Source organism: Microbacterium immunditiarum (genome assembly GCF_013409785.1).
Classification (GTDB): Bacteria; Actinomycetota; Actinomycetes; order Actinomycetales; family Microbacteriaceae; genus Microbacterium; species Microbacterium immunditiarum.
The window spans coordinates 3,858,347-3,876,719 of the sequence record NZ_JACCBV010000001.1 but is presented as its reverse complement, the minus strand read 5'-3'; the positions used below and the strand labels follow the sequence as shown (position 1 = coordinate 3,876,719).

Below are 18,373 nucleotides of genomic sequence, written 5' to 3'. Positions count from 1 at the left end.
GATGCCGACGCTCACTCTGCTCTCGTCGAAAGGCGCCACCTCGAGCGTGGCGCTCAACGACGATCCCGGCTACGCCAAGCCGGAAGGTCCGCTCCGAGGTCGCGTGGCGTACGCCGCCGCACACGTCGTACCCAGGGCATGGGCCGACAACACCCCGGGGCAGCCCGCCGAGATCGACTGGGATGCCACGCTCGCGTTCCGTCGCCACGTGTACTCGTGGGGTCTCGGTGTCGCCGACGCGATGGATACCGCGCAGCGGAATATGGGCCTTGACGCGACCGCGACGCGCGATCTCATCGCACGGTCTTCGCAGGTCGCGCAGGAAGAGGGGGGTTCGGTCGTCGTCGGCGTCAACACCGACCACGTCGACGCCGAGAGGATCTCGCTTCCGGAGATCATCGACGCGTACAAGGAGCAGCTGCACTTCACGGAGGATCAAGGCGCCGGCCCTGTTCTAATGGCCTCGCGGCACTTGGCCCGTGCCGCCTCGTCTCGTGCCGACTACCTGCGTGTATACGCCGCCGTCCTGCAATCGGCGTCGGCGCCCGTGATTCTGCACTGGCTTGGCACGGCGTTCGACCCGGTGCTCGAGGGCTACTTCGGGTCCAGCGACTGGCGTGAGGCATCCGATGTGCTGTTGCGGATCATCGCGGAGAACCCGGGCAAGGTCGCCGGTGTCAAGATGAGCCTTCTTGATGCGGCAGCCGAGGTGTCGCTGCGCGAGCGGCTCCCAGATGGGGTCCGTATGCTTACCGGCGATGACTACAACTACGTCGGCCTGATCGGCGGTGCCGACGTGCCGGACGCCGCGCAGCCGTCGCGAGATCCCGCGTCTCCGCGGCAACATTCTGATGCCCTGCTGGGTGCTTTCGCCGCGATCACCACGGTCGCCTCCGCGGCGATCCAGGCCCTCGACGCCGGCGACCCCGCACAATACCTGGAGGTCCTCGGGCCTACCGAGGAGCTCAGTCGTCAGGTGTTCGCCGCGCCGACGTTCTACTACAAGACCGGTATTGCGTTCTTGTCCTGGCTGAACGGGCACCAGCCGGCATTCCAGATGGTCGGTGGTCTGCACTCCGCACGCAGCCTGCCCCATCTGTCGCGCATCGTCGAGCTCGCGAACGCCTCGCATGCGCTCGAGCAGCCCGAGCTCGCCGCCACTCGGTGGCATGGCTTGCTCCGCCACAACGAAATCGAAGTTCCGGGAGTGCGCGCATGACCGCCCCGCATCCGCGTCTGTCCATCAACCAGGCCACCATCAAACACGCCGACCTCGCGACAGCACTCCAGGTCACCGCGGACGCTGGGGTGGGAGCGATCGGGCTGTGGCGTGAGCCGGTACAAAAGGTCGGTCTCGCGACCGCGGCGAGGATGCTCACCGATTCGGGTCTGCGCTTCACAACCCACTGCCGCGGGGGGTTCTTCACCATGCCCGAAGGCCCGGATCGTCGGGCGTCCATCGACGACAATCGGGTGGCGATCGAAGAGACTGCAGCCCTGGCAGCCGCCGGTGCGGCCGGCTCGACCGCCGTGCTCGTGCTCGTCGCCGGTGGGCTGCCGGCCGGGTCCCGCGACCTCACCGGCGCGCGCGAGCGTGTGCGCGACGCGATCGGCGAACTGGCCTCGGATGCCGCCGCCGCCGGCGTCACGCTCGCGATCGAGCCATTGCATCCGATGTACGCGTCCGACCGCTGCGTCGTCTCCACGCTCGGACAAGCGCTTGATATCGCGGAGGACTTCGACCCCACCACGGTCGGCGTGACCGTCGACGCGTTCCACATCTGGTGGGACCCGGACGTCCTCGCTCACGTCGAGCGGGCAGGGCGCGAAGGGCGGCTCGCCACGTACCAGGTGTGTGACTGGAAGACCCCGCTCGCCGCGGACGTGCTGCTCAGCCGGCACTACCCGGGCGACGGCGTCATCGACCTGCGCGCTCTGACTCATGCGGTCATCGCGACCGGCTATGACCGCGACATCGAAGTGGAGATCTTCAACGAGGACATCTGGGCTACCGAGCCGGAGGACGCGGTGGCCCGCACCGCGGACACGTTCGGCCGAACGGTCGCCTCATACCTCGCCACCTAGACTCACGAACGTGACAGTCCACGCACGCCACGCTGGCGGCTCGGTTACGCTCCAAGACGTTGCGCTCGAGGCCGGCGTGTCAATGGCGACTGCCTCGCGCGTGCTGAACGGGTCGACACGAAGGGTCGCGGAGTCGTATCGAGGCCTGGTTGAAGCGGCCGCCGAGCGCCTCGGCTACACTGCCAACCTCTCGGCGCAAGCGACCGCTCGGGGCACGTCCGCGATCATCGCGCTACTGGTGGCGGACATCGCGGACCCGTACTTCGGCGAGATCGCATCAGGAGTCGCTCGCGCCGCGAACGCTGCCGGCCTCATCGTCACCGTCGCGATCACAGAGCGTGACGACGCACGCGAAGTCCGGCTCGTCCGGGCGCTGCGCGGTCAGAGGCCGCGGGGGCTCATCCTTGCCGCGTCGCGCTCTTCTCACGAATTCGAGCCTGAACTCGCCAACGAGCTCAGGCTGATCGCCGAAGCGGGAGGTCACGTGGTCGCGTTGGGGGCAGGCTCCGACACCGTCCGGAACGTCTCTGTCGACAACCGAGGCGGCGGTGAGGCTCTCGGCCTCGCGCTCGCTGAGCGTGGCTACCGGCGAGCCCTCGTGCTGGCGGCCGCGGACGGCGTCCTCACTAGCGATGAACGACTCGCCGGGATAACAGCGGGGTTCACAGCTGGCGGCGGCACCGCACCGCGCGTCTACCGCGGTGTGTTCACTCGAGACTCCGGTAATGACCTCATGGCACGGGCCCTCGCCGACGGCGTCGACGCGGGGACCGTCGTATTCGCGGTCAGTGACATCGTCGCGATCGGGGCGCTGTCGGCGTTGCGTGCGGCTGGTCGTGAGCCAGGGACGGACATCGCCCTGGCCGGATTCGACGACATTCCGGCATGCCTCGACGTGACACCTGCACTGACAACAGTGCACGTGCCCCTTGCCCAGGTCGGGCATGAGGCATTCCAGGCTTCGACCGATGACGAATGGCTGCTGGACGCCGGTTCGCTGAGGCTTGAAGTACTGGTTCGCGACAGCACGCCTCGACGCTCGTGACACGGGTCGTCTTCGCGCCCGACAGCTTCAAGGGCTCCGTCACGGCAGCGTCTGCCGCTACCGCGCTGGCCGCCGGCTGGATTTCGGTCAGGGGCGATGTGACCGCTGTGCTGCGCCCTATGGCGGACGGCGGTGAGGGAACACTAGCGGCCTTCGAAGCTGCGGTCGCCGGCGCGCGGCGGATGCCGGTCACAGTCCCCGGTCCGCGCGGCGACCCGGTGGATACCGCGTGGGTTCTGCTGCCGGACCGCACCGGAGTCGTCGAACTGGCCTCGACGAGCGGCATCGAACTCCTCGGCGACGAGAGACTCCCGTGGGACGCTGACACACTCGGATTCGGGCAGGCGATCGCCGCCGCGCTCGACCACGGAGTGTCAAGGATCGTCCTCGGCATCGGCTCAAGCGCCTCAACCGATTGTGGAATCGGGGTGCTGACCGCACTCGGTGCTCGCATCCTTGACGCCACTGGCGAACCGGTCGCGCGTGGTGCGCGCGGACTGCTCGCGGTGTCCGACGTGGACCTCTCCGGCCTACGGTCGGTGCCGCCGGACGGTGTCGTCGTGCTCTGCGACGTCGTCAACCCGCTGACCGGGCCGAACGGCGCCGCTCACGTGTTCGGACCGCAGAAAGGCTTCGACGCCCAAGACCTCCCCGGAACGGATGCCGCGCTCGCCCGCTTCGCAGACGCGGTACGCCGCGACCCGACCACACCCGGATCGGGGGCCGCGGGCGGTACGGGGTTCGCGATGCACGCCTGGGGCGCTCAACTGACCCCCGGCGCAGCCGAAGTAGCTGAACTGATCGGGCTGCACGACGCAATCATCGGCGCGGACCTCGTCGTCACCGGCGAAGGCGCATTCGACGGCCAATCCGCCGGCGGCAAGGTGCCGTCCTTCGTCACACGCCTCGCCGCAGAGTGCACAGTCTCCGCCGCGCTCGTCGCAGGACAGATTTCCCCCGAAGCAGACCTGTCAGCCTACGCGGCGGCGCTGTCCCTGACCGCGATCGCAGGCGACGCCAACACTTCGCTCGCGAATCCAGAGCGATGGCTTCGTGCGGCCGGCGCCACGCTCGCGCGCGCGTTCTAGTCTTCTGTGGTGCGGCACGCCGGCCCAACCGCCGATGACCTGATCCAGAGGACCCACCCTGAACTCCACATCGGCGGGGAGCTGGCGGGAGGTGGTGTAGCTTACGACTGCTGCCCGACGCCGGGGCCGCCGACCGGAGACAGGAACGAATGCCGACGAGTTCGCCGCCCAACCCCGAACGGACGCATTCCACGCCAACGATCTATCACGTGGCAGAAGCCGCAGGGGTCTCACCGTCCACGGTGTCCCGCGCCCTTCGAGTCCCGGGCCGCCTCAACGCGACAACCGAGGCACGGATCCGCAAAGTAGCCGAGGAACTCGGCTATCAGCTCAACCCCATGGCACAGGCTCTCCAGACGGGGCGCTCGTCGACGATCGCCCTCATCGTCTCCGATCTCGGCAACCCGGTGTACTTCGATATCGTGCGAGGTGCTCAGCGCGAAGCGCGACTGCACGGCTACACGGTGATCTTCGCGGAGTCCGAGGAGTCAGGCGCTCACGAGGCGGAGGCGGCCGCGAGGCTGATCCCGTCCGTCGACGCGCTCGTCCTAGTTGCATCGCGGTTGACGAATCGACAGATCGCCGAGTTGGCCAAGCGCAAGCGTGTCGTGCTCATCAACCGGCGGGTACCGGACGTTGCCGCAGCCGTACCCGACCTTCAAAGGGGGGTCGAAGAGGCTCTCTCCGCACTGAAGGCCCTTGGCCACCAATCACTTGTCTACCTCTCGGGGCCATCACGATCCTGGATGAGCCGAGAACGCCGCCGAGTCATCACCACCGCTTCGCAGCAGCTTGGCCTCGTCGTTGAAGTCCTGGGACCGTTCCCCCCGACCCTCGCGGGAGGCCATCAAGCGGCCCGAGCCATCCCCGGAGAAGCCACGGCCGTCATCGCCTTCAACGATCTGATGGCGATCGGCGTCATACGGCGTCTGCAGGCGCTCGGTGTGGCCGTCCCTGAGCAGCTGAGCATCGTCGGCTTCGACGACATCTTCGGGGCCGACCTGATCGCCCCGGCGCTCGCGACAGTGCGCACGCCCCTCGACATGCTTGGCGCCCGCGCCATCCGGATGGCACTCGACGCCGCTGCCGCCGAGGAGCGGCCCGCATCGGCAACATTCATTCAGCGCGACTCGATCGGACCGGCCGCCTGACAGCGGGCGCCCCCAAGAGGCACGAAAGCATCATGGCAATCGATTGACAAACCGGCTGTCCAACCGTAACGTTCAGACGTGGCGATCGATATTGATCCGGACCGACTGTTTCCGGTGGAGCCAGCCGTTCGCTCGCGTGCGAGAGCTCTTTACGACTCCGTTGCCGACGCGCCGATCGTCTCCCCTCATGGCCATGTCGACCCGGCGATCCTGCTCGACAACCGTCCCTTCGCGAACGCGGCCGAGCTGTTCATCACGAACGATCACTACGTCACGCGGTTGCTGCACGCCGCCGGGATCGGACTTCAGGACCTTGGTGTCGCCGTCCGCGAGGGGGATGTGGCGGCGGCGGATCCCCGGGAGGTCTGGCGGCACTTCTGCGATCACTGGAGTGACTTCAGCGGCACGGCCTCAGGCGGTTGGCTGCGCACTACGTTCTCAGAGATTCTGCGCGTGGACGCTGAGCCGTCCGCCGCGGTGGCTGACCAGCTCTTCGAGGCGATCGCTGATCGACTCTGGCGGCCTGAGTACCGGCCGCGCGCCCTGTTCGAAAGGTTCCGCATCGAGGTCCTGGCAACGACCGATGACCCGCTCGACGACCTCGCCGTGCACCGTGAGATCGCTGGGACTGCGGCGCTATCCGGAAGGGTCATTCCCACGTTTCGACCGGACGCATACCTCGACCCGACTGTGCCAGGCTGGCGCGAACGCGTCGAGCGCCTGACGGCGGGCGTCGCCGGTGACGGGTACCGCGCATATCTGGACGCCCTCGCCTCGCGCCGAGAGCACTTCCTCCGGCACGGCGCCGTCTCCGCGGACCATGGCACCCTGTCGGCCGAGGTGACGCATCTCACCGAGCGTGAGGCTGCTGCGCTGTACGACGATGCGCGCGCTGGCCGCATCGATGCCCGAGAGGCGGCACGATTCGCGGCTCATATGCTCCTCGAGAGCGCGCGCATGAGCGTCGAAGACGGGCTCGTGATGACGTTGCATGCCGGCGCTCTCCGCAATCACCACACCGACACATTCCGGCGATTCGGCCCGGACACCGGCCATGACATTCCGGTTCCCGTCGACTTCGTCCGTGGGCTTCGGCCCCTCCTCGAGCGCTATGGGACGGCGCCAGGATTCCATTTGGTCCTCTTCGGCATGGATGAAGCCACCGCATCCCGGGAGCTGGCCCCGCTTGCCGGCTTCTACCCGAGCGTCTACCTGGGCGCGCCCTGGTGGTTCCTCGATGCGCCAGACGCCATGATGCGGTTCCGGGCGGCAGTGACGGAGACGGCCGGATTCTCGCGAGGCTCAGGATTCATCGACGACACTCGTTCGTTCCTCTCGATCCCCGTCCGTCACGACACCGCACGTCGGGTGGATGCCAGCTTCCTCGCCCGTCTGGTGATGGAGGGCCGCGTGACCATGACAGAGGCCGAGCGCGTCATCCGCGACAGCGTCGGCGATCAACCGAGAAGAGTGTTCAAGCTGTGAGTACGCCAGCACGCTTGTCGCGAGCCGGGGATGTCGGCGCCGGTCGGTTGCGCACGGCGCCGCCCGTGCGCGTCGTCCACGTCGGCCTCGGTGCGTTTCACCGGGCGCACCAGGCCTGGTACACCGACGTCACTGACGCGTCAAGCGAGTGGGGTATCGCCGCCTTCTCGGTGCGCTCTCAGGGACGCGTGGCCGACCTGGCGGACCAGGGGGGGCTCTATACAGTCGTTGAGCGCGCACCCGACACAGACCGAGCCCGCATAGTCGGAAGCATCGCCGCCGTACACCATGGCGCCGACCTCGATGCTTTCGTCTCGTACCTCGCGGACCCCGCTGTGTCAATTGTGACCGCCACCGTGACGGAGTCCGGCTATCGGATCGCACCCGACGGCCGCCCCCTCAACGATCCGGCAGTCGATGCAGACATCGCGGCTCTGCGGAGCTGGACCCGGCACGCCCCGCCGCCTCCTATGGAGACCGTGCCTGGCCGCTTGCTCCTCGGTCTCCAGGCGAGACGGCGGGCCGACGTGGGGCCGATCTCGATCGTGCCGTGCGACAACCTTCCAAGCAACGGCTCGCTCGTACGATCCGGCCTGCTCGCCCTGGCCGATCGCGCGGACCCTCAGCTTGTCGCCTGGATAGCAGACACAGTCGCGTTCGTGTCCACTGTCGTCGACCGGATCACGCCAGCGGCCAGTCGCGAGGTCCTCGAGACAGCGCACCGCCTGACGGGACTCGACGACCGCAGTCCGGTAGTCACGGAGCCGTACCACGAATGGATCCTCGCAGGGGACTTCCCGCTCGGTCGGCCGGAGTGGGAACGTGCCGGCGCGCGATTCGTCGAGGACGTCGAGCCGTTCGAGCGTCGGAAACTGGTCATGCTGAACGGGGCCCATACGATCCTTGCTGCCGCAGGGATCCCGCTCGGACACGAGACGGTAGCCGAGGCGATCGGGAATCCGGTGATCCGCGACCTCGTCGAACGCTTCTGGAACGAGGCCGCACGTTCGCTCCTACCAGGCGCCGATCCGGATTCCTACCAAACGCAGCTCGTCGAGCGATTCGCGAACCCCAGGATCCGGCATCGCCTCGAGCAGATCGCAGCTGACTCCACACTCAAGGTTCGCCTCCGCGTTCTGCCCGTCCTCGAGGCGGAACTCGCTTCCGGTCGTAGCGCCGAAGCGTCGGCCGAGGCTATAGCCGCCTGGCTGAAGCTCGCTCGGCTGCGTCCGGACCTCCCCGACCCGGCGGCGCAGATCCTGCGGTCGGCCGAAGACACCGTCGACGGCGATCTGGCCCGCCTCGCCGCGGTGGCTGAGCGACTCACCGCGGATCAATCGCTCGCGGCGCATCTCTCTTCGGCCGCCCGCTCCGAACCCTCCAGCTGAGCCGCGCTGGTTGTACATCCACGAGAAGGGAACCGCCATGCGGATCGACCGCGCCGAGGTCATCGTCACGAGCCCAGACCGGAACTTCGTGACCCTCAAGCTCTCCACAGACGATGGCCTCACTGGCCTTGGGGACGCCACACTGAACGGCCGCGAACTAGCTGTGGTCGCCTACCTGACAGACCATGTCGTTCCTCTGCTGCTCGGTATAGATGCACATCGCATCGAAGACACGTGGCAATTCCTCTACCGCAGTGCGTACTGGCGACGCGGGCCTATCACGATGGCGGCGATCGCCGCCGTGGACATGGCGTTGTGGGATCTGAAGGGGAAGGCGGCCGGTCTGCCGGTGTACCAACTGCTCGGGGGGGCGAGTCGAATGGGGTTGCTCGCGTACGGACATGCGAGCGGCCGCGACACCGATGAGCTCTTCGACAGCGTCCGCTCCCATCTCGAACAGGGGTACCGTGCGATCCGCATCCAGACGGCTGTGCCAGGGTTGAAGTCGATCTATGGCATCGCATCCAACTCGACCTACGAGGGGAATGCGGGCGTTCGCTACGACCACGAGCCTGCGCAGCGTGGGGGGCTGCCCAATGAGGAAGACTGGGACACACGCTCCTACCTACGGCACGTGCCGACCGTCTTCGAGGCCGTGCGTAACGAATTCGGGCCCGAGCTGCCGCTGCTCCATGACGGCCATCACCGGATGACGCCGATCCAGGCGGCGCAGCTCGGCAAGTCTCTCGAACCCTACGACCTGTTCTGGCTTGAGGATGTGACGCCATCCGAGAACCCCGAAGCACTCCGGCTGGTTCGGCAGCACACTACGACACCTCTCGCGATCGGGGAGGTCTTCAATACCGTGTGGGACTACCAGCAGATCATCCGTGAGCAACTGGTCGACTATGTGCGAAGCGCCGTCACGCACACCGGCGGCATCACCCACTTGAGGAAGGTGCTTGATTACGCATCCCAGTACCAGATCAAGTCGGGCATGCACGGACCGACTGACGTCTCCCCGGTCGGCATGGCCGCTGCGATGCATCTCGGCTTGGCGATTCACAACTTCGGAATCCAGGAATATATGAAGCACGGTTCGAAGACGGACTCGGTCTTCCGACAGAGCTTCACGTGGAGGCAAGGAATGCTGCATCCCGGGGATGAGCCGGGTCTCGGCGTCGAGCTTGACACGGACGGAGCGGGGAGGTACCCGTACGTGCAGGCCTATCTGCCCTACAACCGCCTTGCCGACGGAACGGTGCACGACTGGTGAGGGCGACGACTTCGCGGAGCGAGCGGCGTTCGGGCGGCCCCCGCATCGTCATGATGGGCGTCTCCGGCTCGGGGAAGTCAACCGTCGGCCGTGTGCTCGCAGATCAGCTGACGGTGCCCTTCGTGGATGCCGACGATCTCCACCCGGCCTCGAATATCGACAAAATGCGCGCCGGCGTTCCGCTGACGGACAGCGATCGCGAACCCTGGCTAGACGCGGTGGGGAGCGCACTTGCGCAACTGTCCGCTGGCGTTGTCGCCTGCTCCGCTCTCGCGCGACGATACAGGGACCGCATACGTGTGTTCGTCCCAGACGCGAGCTTCGTGCAGCTCGATGGCTCACGCGCGCTTCTCGCTGCAAGATTGGCAGACCGACGTGGGCACTTCATGCCGACGGGTCTGCTCGACTCGCAGCTGGCGACCCTCGAGCCGCTCCAGCATGAGGAAGACGGCCTCCTAGTCGACATCACGGCATCACCAGCCGAGATCGTTAAGCGCGTCCTCGAACATCGGGCGTCGGGGAGTGGCCGCAACGGCTGACCGGCGGAGGACGAAGTCTTCCGCCGGTCACCCGTTTACTCGATCACATCGTGAAGCCGTGGCCGATGGTGCAACGTGACTGAGCCGAGGCGCGAGGAGAGGCGCTCTGCGATAACCAACATGCCTTCCTGCGCTGGGTGCAGACCGTCGGGCAGGAGGTCGGCGGCCTCGTCATGCCCCAGCAACTCCGGTCCCGAGATCCAGGAGAACCGGCTGCGGCCCGAGGCGAGCGTGCGCCCGACATCCTCGACGATCTTCCGGACTTCGGCGAGTGTGAGGCCGACGGAATTCGCACGATTCTCTCGACTTGGGCTCGGGATGGGAGACACGAGGACGATCGGCAAATCCGGCTGCACGGTCGCGAGGTCTACGAGAAACCCACCGAGTTGCGCCGCGAGGCCCCGCGGCCCGAATGTCGACGCTTCATAGATGTTGATGCCGATGCACGCGAGCAACAGCTCGACGTCCGCCGTGGCGAGCGTCCGTCGGGCTGGCGGATCAAGGTGGCACTGCCCTGCGAAGCCGAGGTTGGTGTGACTCCAGCCAAGGAAGCGATCGATCCACGCGGGCCAGGTGTCGCTCGGCCCATGCGCCTCCCGGCACTGCGTGATCGAGCTCCCGTAGGCCGCCCAACGCAGCCCGTCCTGCACAGGCACAACGCGGGCTGCTCCGGCGAGCCGGACCGGTCCGACAGCGATTTCGCCGAACTGGGGTAGCCACAGCTCCACCCGATGAACACCCGCGGGAAGCGATACACGGACGCGTGTCGGCCGGGAGATCGGGATCCGTGAGTGGAGGATCCCGTCGACGATGACGTCGACGGGGCTGGTGGATCCTTCGCCGGCCAGGATCTCCGCTTCGATCCAGTCGGCATCCGTTTCAACCTTGAAGCGCACGCCAGCGGCCATCCGCGCCAGTTCGATCAGGCGCGGGGTATCGAAGCTATGGAATTGCGTCGACGGGATGCGCCAGGCCACGAAACGCCCCCCGTCTGCCTGCCAGTGGACAGCGCCTCGCCAGGCCCAAGGATGCTTGATCGGGTCGACGGAGTACTCGCCGCCGGTGGACTCATCCACGCTCGGGAACGCATTCATGCTTCGACTCCGGAACCGGTGGGGGCCTCGACGTCGTGGTCGATCGCTCCGGTTCGAGTCACGCGGGCGTACCAGTGGGCGGAGTCCTTGAACGTACGCTCGCCCGTCGGATAGTCGACATACAGCAGACCGAAGCGTTTAGACGTGCCGAACGCCCACTCGAAGTTGTCCATGAATGACCACGCGAAGTAGCCGCGCACGTCGACTCCGGCTTCACGGACCTCGGCGACTGCGGCGAGATGCCCGTGAAGGTAGGCAATCCGGTCAGGGTCGTGGACGCGTTGCTCCCCGCCTTCGACGACCGGCACGTCGTCGAAGGCCGCCCCGTTCTCGCTCACCACAATGGGCATCCCGGGTACGCGCCGATGGACGTTCAGCAGGAGCTCGCTCAGTCCGCTTGGGTCGATGGTCCAGCCCATTGCAGTCCGCGGTCCGTCTTGCGGTACGAATTCGACCCCATCGGCGGCCACCCATGGCGAATGCGCGGAAGGAGTGTGCCCGTCGGCGCGCTCAGTCGTGACCGCGCCGGTACGGCGCCGCACGAGCGTGGGGTTGTAGTAGTTGATCCCCAGCACGTCGATCGGCTGCTTCGTGATCGCGAGGTCGCCAGGGTGAACGAACGACCAATCGGTGACGTCGGCAGTGTCACGCAACAGATCCTCAGGATAAACGCCTTCGAACAGCGGGCCGATGAACGCGCCGTTCGACAACGCCTCGATACGGCGCGCCGCGTCCCGATCCTCCGGGGAATCGGTCGCGGATCGGATCGGCCGCAGGTTCAGCGCGACCGAGACACGGGCGGCCGGCAGAACCTCACGGATCGCGCTGACCGCAAGACCGTGCGCGAGGTTGAGGTGATGGACCGCAGCGAGGGCCGCGTCCGGTTCAGCGCGACCGGGTGCGTGTGCCCCGGCCGCGTATCCGAGAAACGCCGAGCACCAGGGTTCGTTGAGGGTCGTCCAGGTGTCGACGAGGTGACCGAGCACCTCGGCCATGAGTCGCGCGTACTCGGCGAACGCGTAGGCAGTGGAGCGGTTCGCCCATCCGCCCTCATCCTCCAACTCTTGCGGCAAGTCCCAGTGGTAGAGGGTGACGTAAGGGCGGATGCCGCGCGACTGAAGCGCCCTGAGCAGATCGAGATAGAACTGCACACCGGCCGGATTCAGCGCACCGCTGCCACCTGGCTGGACCCGCGGCCACGAGATCGACAGTCGATAGGCGCCGACGCCGAGCGCCGCGAGGTGATCGACGTCCTCGACCCAACGATGATAATGATCGCACGCGACGTCGCCGGTCTCGCCTCCGAGCACCGCGCCGGGCCTGCGGGCGAAGGTGTCCCAGATCGAGGCTGTCCGTCCATCCTCGAAGGCGGCGCCTTCGATCTGATAGGCGGCAGTTGCCGCGCCCCACTCGAAGTCCTCGGGGAAGACGCGGGGTGGGAATGCATCGGGTGTGCTCACGGAAGTGGTGTCTCCTGTTCGTATCGTGACGTGCGCGGGCCTTCACGAGAGGGGCGAAGATTTCGATGCAGTTCGGGCTCGTGCCGGTAGACGCATCGCGCAGCGCCAGCCTGCACTGGCGGCGCCGCTCAGATGTTAAAGCGGTTTCCGTCGCCGAGTCAAGAAGGGATCGCGCCCCGACGCGCATCAGGCGTCCCTTGAGGCGCGTCAGACGCGCCTTGGTCTGGTTGGTGGGGGTCGCGGTACGTGGCGGCTACCGGAACCGGCTCAAGCCACGTGCGGGGGCGCGACGCTGTCACGAACCACGACGTGCGTCGCGAACATCGTGTGAGTGTCTCCGGGCTCCGTCCCCAAGGCGAGGCGCGCGGCGGTGCGTCCGAGCTCGACCGCCGGGATGTGCACCGATGTCAGCCTGAGGTCCGCCGCGAGCGGCGAGTCCGCAAAGCCGACGACCGACACGTCCTCCGGCACCGACATCCCGCGCTCCCGCAGTGTCTGGATTACGCCTGCGGCGACCTGGTCGGTGTGGGTGAGCACGGCCGTGAACGCAGGTCCGCCGGGGCCGAGGACGTTGGTCATCATCGCGCGACCAGTCTCGCGGTTCCACGCTGGCCCGACCTCGAGCGTCGGATCCGCTTCAACGCCGAGGTCGGCGAGCGCCCTTCGGTAGCCATTCCGGCGGCGCAGAGTGAGACTTCCCTCCGGGCCGCCGAGGAAGAGAATCCGCCGGTGACCGCGGGAAATGAGATGGCTTGTCGCGGCGTACGTGCCGCCCTCGTTGTCGTACTCGACAACTGGGCACTCGGCGTCGGGCCCGATCGCCGGGCGCGCGCAAAGCACCAGCCGTGTGCCCGAGGAGGCCAGCCCTGAAACGAAGGACACCATCGCTCGGTGATACTCATCCGACTCCAGGACAGCGCCAACCAGCACGATGGCTTGCACGTGCTGCGCATTCATCTGCCGGAGAACCTCGAGTTCGCGATCGTTGCCGGTTGTCCCAATCAGGCACAGCCTCCCCGTCTCGGCGACCGCGACGGCAATCGACTGCACGACAGACAGCAGGAAGCCGTCGTCGAGGTGGCGCACCACGATACCGACCGTCGCGCTCTTGCTACCAGACAGCGCTCGCGCGTGGGGGTTGGGGTCGTAGTCGAGGTCCTTTACCGCACGCATCACCTTCTCGCGAGTGCGGGGGGCCGGCGGGTAGTTGCCATTGAGGATGCGGGAGACCGTCGACACGGAGACGCCGGCGCGCGCCGCAACATCGCGAATGCTCGATCGCTGGTGCGGAGCAAGTGGCTGGGGTGGCGCATTATCGGGGGTCACGCGGCAATCGTAGCCGACAAAGTGCAAGCGTTTCCCCCCGATAGGTGTCTCCGGGCGAACAGCAGGGGGTTGTGGGAGCGTAAATATGGGCATGCAGGCTTGACTCCAGAAAGTAAAACGGTGTAACTTGCCGATCGGATGCCTTGGCGTCCAACAAACCCCACCAAGAGCTGCGGTCGACAGAGTCATTTACCCGAATTGTCATCGCAGTCCGACCGTCAAAGGAGAAGGTTGTGTCACCCATCCGGACAAACGTCCGTCGTCTGCGCGTGATCACGGCAGCTGCGGCGATCGCGGCATCCGCCGTCGTCCTGAGCGCGTGCAGCGGCGAAGCCGCACCTAAGGAAACCAAGGAGGCGATCGAGCCGTCTGGTACCATCACGCACCTCACTCACCTCGATCCGGCGCGTTTCGAGCCCTACGTCGAAGCCTTCCTTGAGAAGTACCCAGAGGTTGAGAACGTCGAGGTCCAGCGCCTCACCGACTACCCGAATGAGATCAAGACGCGCATGTCGACCGACGACTACGGCGACGTGCTCGGCATCCCCGCGTCTGTCACGCCGGACCAGCTCCCCGACTTCTTCGAGCCGCTCGGCGATCGCGAGGAGATGCTCAAGACGTACCGATGGCTGAACAAGTCGTTCGAGGATGTCGTTTACGGTCTTCCCGACCTCGGCAACGCGCAGGGCCTGCTTTACAACAAGAAGCTCTGGGAAGGTGCCGGCATCACCGAGTTCCCGACCACGCCCGACGAATTCATCCGGGATCTCAAGAAGATCAAGGCGGAGTACCCGGAAGTCACCCCGCTCGTCACGAACTACAAGGACGGGTGGATGCTGTCCCAGTGGGAAGGCTACCGCGGGATCCCGTCGAACAACCCCGACGTCACGTACGACATGACGACCTGGTCTGACCCATGGGGCTCCGGAAACGACTACGAGGTGATCGACGGGCTGCTCTACGACGTTGCGGCTGCTGGCCTGATCGAGCCTGACCCCACAACGGCGACGTACGACGAGACGAAGATCCTCATCGGCGCGGGCACTATCGCCACAATGCCGGTCGGCTCGTGGGCGGTCTTCCGCGCCGGCGGTGACATCGAGAAGGCGGGCTACGACGCCGATGACATCGGATACATGCCGTTCCCGGTCCAGCATGATGGCAAGTTCTATGCCACGACGGGACCGGACGTGACGATGGCAGTCAGCCTGCACTCGGACAACAAGGTCACCGCACGCGCGTGGCTGGACTTCCTGGTCGGCGAGTCCACGTACTCGGAGGACCTCGGCGGCCTCTCGCCCCGGATCGACGGTTCGGTGCCCGCCGTGCTCGAGGACTTCGTGTCCCAGGTTGAGCTGTTCTCCCTCAACCCGCTTCCGGTCGGCAAGGAGACTCTTTGGGCCGACATCAGCAACGCGTCGGGCATCGTGCTCAACGACGGACGATACCGGCAGGAGCTGATCGACGCCGCCCGCACCGGGTCGAAGTCGAAGGAGCAACTCTTCGACGAGCTCAACGCGGCCTGGGAAGCCGGCCGCCAGGACGTGCTCGGCTGAGCCTGACCGGCTCGACATCGACAAACCATGAGCCTGACGAAAGCGGCACGACCCACAGAGGCGCCGACCGTTGGGGCCGAGGGTGCCGCGCAGCCCGAACTGCGCGGCACCCCGCGCCGGCGGCGCGGGTGGCGCCGGAAAGCCGCGCCCTACCTGTTCCTGATCCTGCCCCTCGCGCTCTTGCTGGTCTTCACGTACTGGCCGGTGCTGAACATGTTCTACTACTCCGTCACCGACTGGGACGGCCTGGACAAGACCAAGAACTTCGTCGGGCTCGACAATTACACCGAGACCTTCACGGAACCGGACAACCTGCGGGTGTTCCTGGTCTCCCTCTACTACTTCGTCGCGGCACTCGCACAGATGGCCATCGCCCTCTACTTCGCTGTGCTGCTGTCGTTCCGCGTTCGATTCAAGAACCTCTGGAAGGGCATCCTCTTCTTTCCATACCTCATCAATGGCGTGGCAATCGGGATGATCTTCCTCAACTTCCTCAAGCCCGATGGGGGCCTCGACACCGTACTCAGCCTTCTCGGGTTCGACTCTCTCATCCGCCAGTGGACGGGTGATCCCGCGATAATCAACATCACACTCGCCTCCGTCGCGGTATGGCGCTACATGGGTCTGAACTTCGTGATGTTCCTGGGCGCGATCCAGTCGATCCCGCGCGAGACGTTCGAGGCGGCCGCACTCGACGGCGCGAACCGGTGGCACGAGGTGCGATACATCATCCTTCCCTCGATCCGGCCGATCGTCGGGTTACAGTTCATCCTCGCTATCTCGGGCGCGCTCGCGGTGTTCGAGGTGCCGTACATCATGACCGGGGGCGGCAACGGGTCGGAGACGTTCGTGATCCGCACCATCTGGACGGCGTTCCAACGGAACATGGTGGGCCTGGCCTCCGCGATGGCCGTGATCATGCTGCTGATCGTGCTGATCATGACATGGATCCAGCGTGCGGTCATGCCTGAGCGAAAGGTGGATCTCGCATGAAGCAGGTGACCGCATCGACATTCAAGTACGGGTCGCTCGCCTTCGCGTCAATCGTCGCGCTGCTGCCGCTCCTCCTGATCGTCTTCGGTGCGTTCAAGGACTACGAGGAGTACGTCACTACCAGCCCGATGGCCCCGCCGCGAAATTGGCTGAACTTCGACAACTTCGTCAAGGCATTCGTGGATGGCGGTATGGCGCTCGCCTTCGTGAACACGGTGTTCATTCTTGCCGTCGCGACCGCCGGTGGCGTACTGACGTCAGCGTTCGCGGCGTACGCGCTCGACCGATTCGAGTTTCGCGGGCGCAAGCTGGTGCTCGGGCTCTTCCTGCTGGCAGCGCTCGTTCCCGAAGTGACAACACAGGTTTCAACGTTCCAGCTCATCAAGGGAATGGGGCTATACAACACTCAATGGGCGCTGATCGTGCTGTTCATGGGTACCGGCATCGTCTCGATCTACATCTTTAGCCAATTCATCCGCGCGCTGCCCCAGTCGCTCGATGAGGCGGCGATGATCGACGGCGCCGGTCAGGTGCGGATCTTCTTCCGCATCGTCCTGCCCAACCTGAAGCCTGCGATCGCGACGGTCGTGATCATCAAGGGCATCGCGATGTACAACGAGTTCTACCTTCCGTTCCTCTACCTCAGCGACGCGGATCTCCGCCCGATCTCCACAACGTTGTTCGCGTTCAAGGGGCAGTATGGCTCGCAGTGGGAGGTCATCTGCGCTGGAGTTATCCTCACGATTGTTCCGATCCTTGTGCTGTTTCTGTTTCTCCAGCGGTACGTGTACAACGGCTTCACCGCAGGGGCGACGAAATGACGGATATCGCCGCCCCGCGCCGCTTGAGCGTGGTGCTCGCGATGCGAGACGAGCGGCTCGCCCACCAACTCTTCGACGACGCTGCGTGGGCCCGCCTTCACCGAATCGCGGACGTCGCAGAGGGAGTTCTGCGCGAGGCCGCGGACGTGGCTCTGGCGAAGCATCTCGAGGCCGCCGACATTCTCCTGACCGGGTGGGGTGCGCCGAGGCTCGATGAGGAGTTCCTGCTTCGGGCGCCGCGACTGGCTGCCGTGGTGCATGCCGCGGGATCCGTGAAAGCTATGGTTACTCGGGCGGTGTGGGAGCGCGGGATTCGAGTCTCCACTGCCGCCGAAGTGAACGCCCTTCCGGTGGCGGAGTATGCGCTGGCGATGATCCTGCTCCTCGGGAAGCGCGCGTTCGAAGCCGAGAAGATGTTGCGCGGGGGGCATCCGCGTTCGTGGGAGCGGCTCGCGCCGCTCGGGAACGAGGGGGCGGTGGTGGGCGTCGTCGGTGCCTCGCGAACCGGTCGACATCTTCTGTCGCTGCTCCGGCCGCACGAACTCGACGTCATACTGTTCGACCCGACACTCACGGCCGCTGACGCAGACGCGCTCGGCGCGCGTCTCACGTCGCTCGACGAGCTGCTGCGGGCTGCGGACGTTGTGTCGGTGCATGCGCCGGCCCTGCCGGAGACCCGCGGGATGATCGGAGCACGCGAGCTCGCACTCATGAAAGACGGGGCTGCGCTGCTCAACACCGCCCGCGGAAGCCTCGTAGACACTGATGCACTTGTAGCCGAGCTTCACGCGAATCGGCTGCGGGCTGTGCTCGACGTCACCGAGCCCGAACCCCTTCCGCGTGACCATGCTCTGTTCGCTGCCCCTGGCGTGGTGCTCACTCCGCACATTGCGGGCGCGTTCGGAAATGAACTCCGTCGACTGGGTGCACACGCCGTGTCCGAGGTGGAGCGGTTCGCGTCGACGGGCACGCTGCTCGAAGAAGTGCTTCCCGAGGCGTTGGCGAGGATCGCATGATTCATCGACAGGCGGTCGAAGTGCCGCTCAGCATAATCCTCGAGGACGCC

Annotated in this window: 16 protein-coding genes; 13 read left to right on the top strand and 3 right to left on the bottom strand. The window is 66.1% G+C overall.

The window, feature by feature from the left end:
- The first annotated feature begins 1 nt into the window (after position 1).
- The 9 genes from BJ991_RS18025 to BJ991_RS17985 all read left to right on the top strand — a co-directional run bounded on the left by BJ991_RS18025 (position 2) and on the right by BJ991_RS17985 (position 10,057).
- Entirely contained in the window at positions 2 to 1,219 is a 1,218-nt protein-coding gene (locus BJ991_RS18025) for a dihydrodipicolinate synthase family protein (RefSeq protein WP_179492287.1), read from the top strand.
- The gene (locus tag BJ991_RS18020; protein ID WP_179492285.1) at positions 1,216 to 2,085 is read left to right on the top strand and encodes a sugar phosphate isomerase/epimerase family protein; all 870 of its coding nucleotides are present in this window, start codon (positions 1,216 to 1,218) and stop codon (positions 2,083 to 2,085) included. Before BJ991_RS18025 ends, BJ991_RS18020 begins: the two co-directional genes overlap by 4 nt.
- Positions 2,086 to 2,095: 10 nt before the next feature.
- A complete protein-coding gene (locus BJ991_RS18015) occupies positions 2,096 to 3,130 on the top strand; it encodes a substrate-binding domain-containing protein (protein WP_179486431.1) in 1,035 nt (344 codons plus the stop codon).
- On the top strand, positions 3,127 to 4,218 hold the full coding sequence (locus BJ991_RS18010; protein WP_179492283.1) for a glycerate kinase: 1,092 nt from the start codon (positions 3,127 to 3,129) through the stop codon (positions 4,216 to 4,218). The genes BJ991_RS18015 and BJ991_RS18010 overlap by 4 nt, the downstream gene beginning before the upstream one ends.
- A gap of 209 nt (positions 4,219 to 4,427) precedes the next feature.
- A complete protein-coding gene (locus tag BJ991_RS18005) occupies positions 4,428 to 5,369 on the top strand; it encodes a substrate-binding domain-containing protein (RefSeq protein ID WP_179492281.1) in 942 nt (313 codons plus the stop codon).
- A gap of 78 nt (positions 5,370 to 5,447) precedes the next feature.
- A complete protein-coding gene (uxaC, locus tag BJ991_RS18000) occupies positions 5,448 to 6,854 on the top strand; it encodes a glucuronate isomerase (RefSeq protein ID WP_179492279.1) in 1,407 nt (468 codons plus the stop codon).
- Positions 6,855 to 6,919: 65 nt separating this feature from the next.
- A complete protein-coding gene (locus BJ991_RS17995; protein ID WP_179492277.1) occupies positions 6,920 to 8,242 on the top strand; it encodes a mannitol dehydrogenase family protein in 1,323 nt (440 codons plus the stop codon).
- 37 nt (positions 8,243 to 8,279) lie between these two features.
- Positions 8,280 to 9,518, top strand: coding sequence for a D-mannonate dehydratase ManD (manD, locus tag BJ991_RS17990; RefSeq protein WP_179492275.1), 1,239 nt, complete (start codon positions 8,280 to 8,282; stop codon positions 9,516 to 9,518).
- A 50-nt stretch (positions 9,519 to 9,568) separates the two neighbouring features.
- Positions 9,569 to 10,057, top strand: coding sequence for a gluconokinase (locus tag BJ991_RS17985; RefSeq protein ID WP_246301462.1), 489 nt, complete (start codon positions 9,569 to 9,571; stop codon positions 10,055 to 10,057).
- A gap of 35 nt (positions 10,058 to 10,092) precedes the next feature.
- Here BJ991_RS17985 and BJ991_RS17980 read toward each other — a convergent pair whose 3' ends face one another.
- The 3 genes from BJ991_RS17980 to BJ991_RS17970 all read right to left on the bottom strand — a co-directional run bounded on the left by BJ991_RS17980 (position 10,093) and on the right by BJ991_RS17970 (position 13,937).
- Entirely contained in the window at positions 10,093 to 11,133 is a 1,041-nt protein-coding gene (locus tag BJ991_RS17980; protein ID WP_179492273.1) for an SGNH/GDSL hydrolase family protein, read from the bottom strand.
- Between the two features lie 14 nt (positions 11,134 to 11,147).
- Entirely contained in the window at positions 11,148 to 12,611 is a 1,464-nt protein-coding gene (locus tag BJ991_RS17975) for a GH1 family beta-glucosidase (protein ID WP_343048826.1), read from the bottom strand.
- Positions 12,612 to 12,878: 267 nt separating this feature from the next.
- Entirely contained in the window at positions 12,879 to 13,937 is a 1,059-nt protein-coding gene (locus BJ991_RS17970) for a substrate-binding domain-containing protein (RefSeq protein WP_179492271.1), read from the bottom strand.
- A gap of 269 nt (positions 13,938 to 14,206) precedes the next feature.
- Here BJ991_RS17970 and BJ991_RS17965 point away from each other — a divergent pair, with 269 nt between their 5' ends.
- Genes BJ991_RS17965 through BJ991_RS17950 form a run of 4 tightly spaced genes read left to right on the top strand, consistent with a single transcriptional unit; the run spans position 14,207 to position 18,323 of the window.
- Positions 14,207 to 15,493 (top strand): ABC transporter substrate-binding protein, encoded by a 1,287-nt coding sequence (locus BJ991_RS17965; protein WP_343048825.1) that lies wholly within the window; start codon positions 14,207 to 14,209, stop codon positions 15,491 to 15,493.
- Positions 15,494 to 15,520: 27 nt separating this feature from the next.
- A complete protein-coding gene (locus BJ991_RS17960; protein ID WP_179492267.1) occupies positions 15,521 to 16,486 on the top strand; it encodes a carbohydrate ABC transporter permease in 966 nt (321 codons plus the stop codon).
- A complete protein-coding gene (locus tag BJ991_RS17955) occupies positions 16,483 to 17,307 on the top strand; it encodes a carbohydrate ABC transporter permease (RefSeq protein ID WP_179492266.1) in 825 nt (274 codons plus the stop codon). Before BJ991_RS17960 ends, BJ991_RS17955 begins: the two co-directional genes overlap by 4 nt.
- A 29-nt stretch (positions 17,308 to 17,336) precedes the next feature.
- A complete protein-coding gene (locus tag BJ991_RS17950) occupies positions 17,337 to 18,323 on the top strand; it encodes a hydroxyacid dehydrogenase (RefSeq protein ID WP_343048824.1) in 987 nt (328 codons plus the stop codon).
- The last annotated feature ends 50 nt before the right edge of the window (positions 18,324 to 18,373 follow it).

What these genes read in the sequence shown, in the direction of transcription:
- BJ991_RS18020 (WP_179492285.1), top strand. Translation starts at nt 1,216, where the DNA reads ATGACCGCCCCGCATCCGCGTCTGTCCATCAACCAGGCCACCATCAAA.
- BJ991_RS17960 (WP_179492267.1), top strand. Translation starts at nt 15,521, where the DNA reads ATGAGCCTGACGAAAGCGGCACGACCCACAGAGGCGCCGACCGTTGGG.
- manD (WP_179492275.1), top strand. Translation starts at nt 8,280, where the DNA reads ATGCGGATCGACCGCGCCGAGGTCATCGTCACGAGCCCAGACCGGAAC.
- BJ991_RS18025 (WP_179492287.1), top strand. Translation starts at nt 2, where the DNA reads ATGCCGACGCTCACTCTGCTCTCGTCGAAAGGCGCCACCTCGAGCGTG.
- BJ991_RS17955 (WP_179492266.1), top strand. Translation starts at nt 16,483, where the DNA reads ATGAAGCAGGTGACCGCATCGACATTCAAGTACGGGTCGCTCGCCTTC.
- BJ991_RS17985 (WP_246301462.1), top strand. Translation starts at nt 9,569, where the DNA reads ATGATGGGCGTCTCCGGCTCGGGGAAGTCAACCGTCGGCCGTGTGCTC.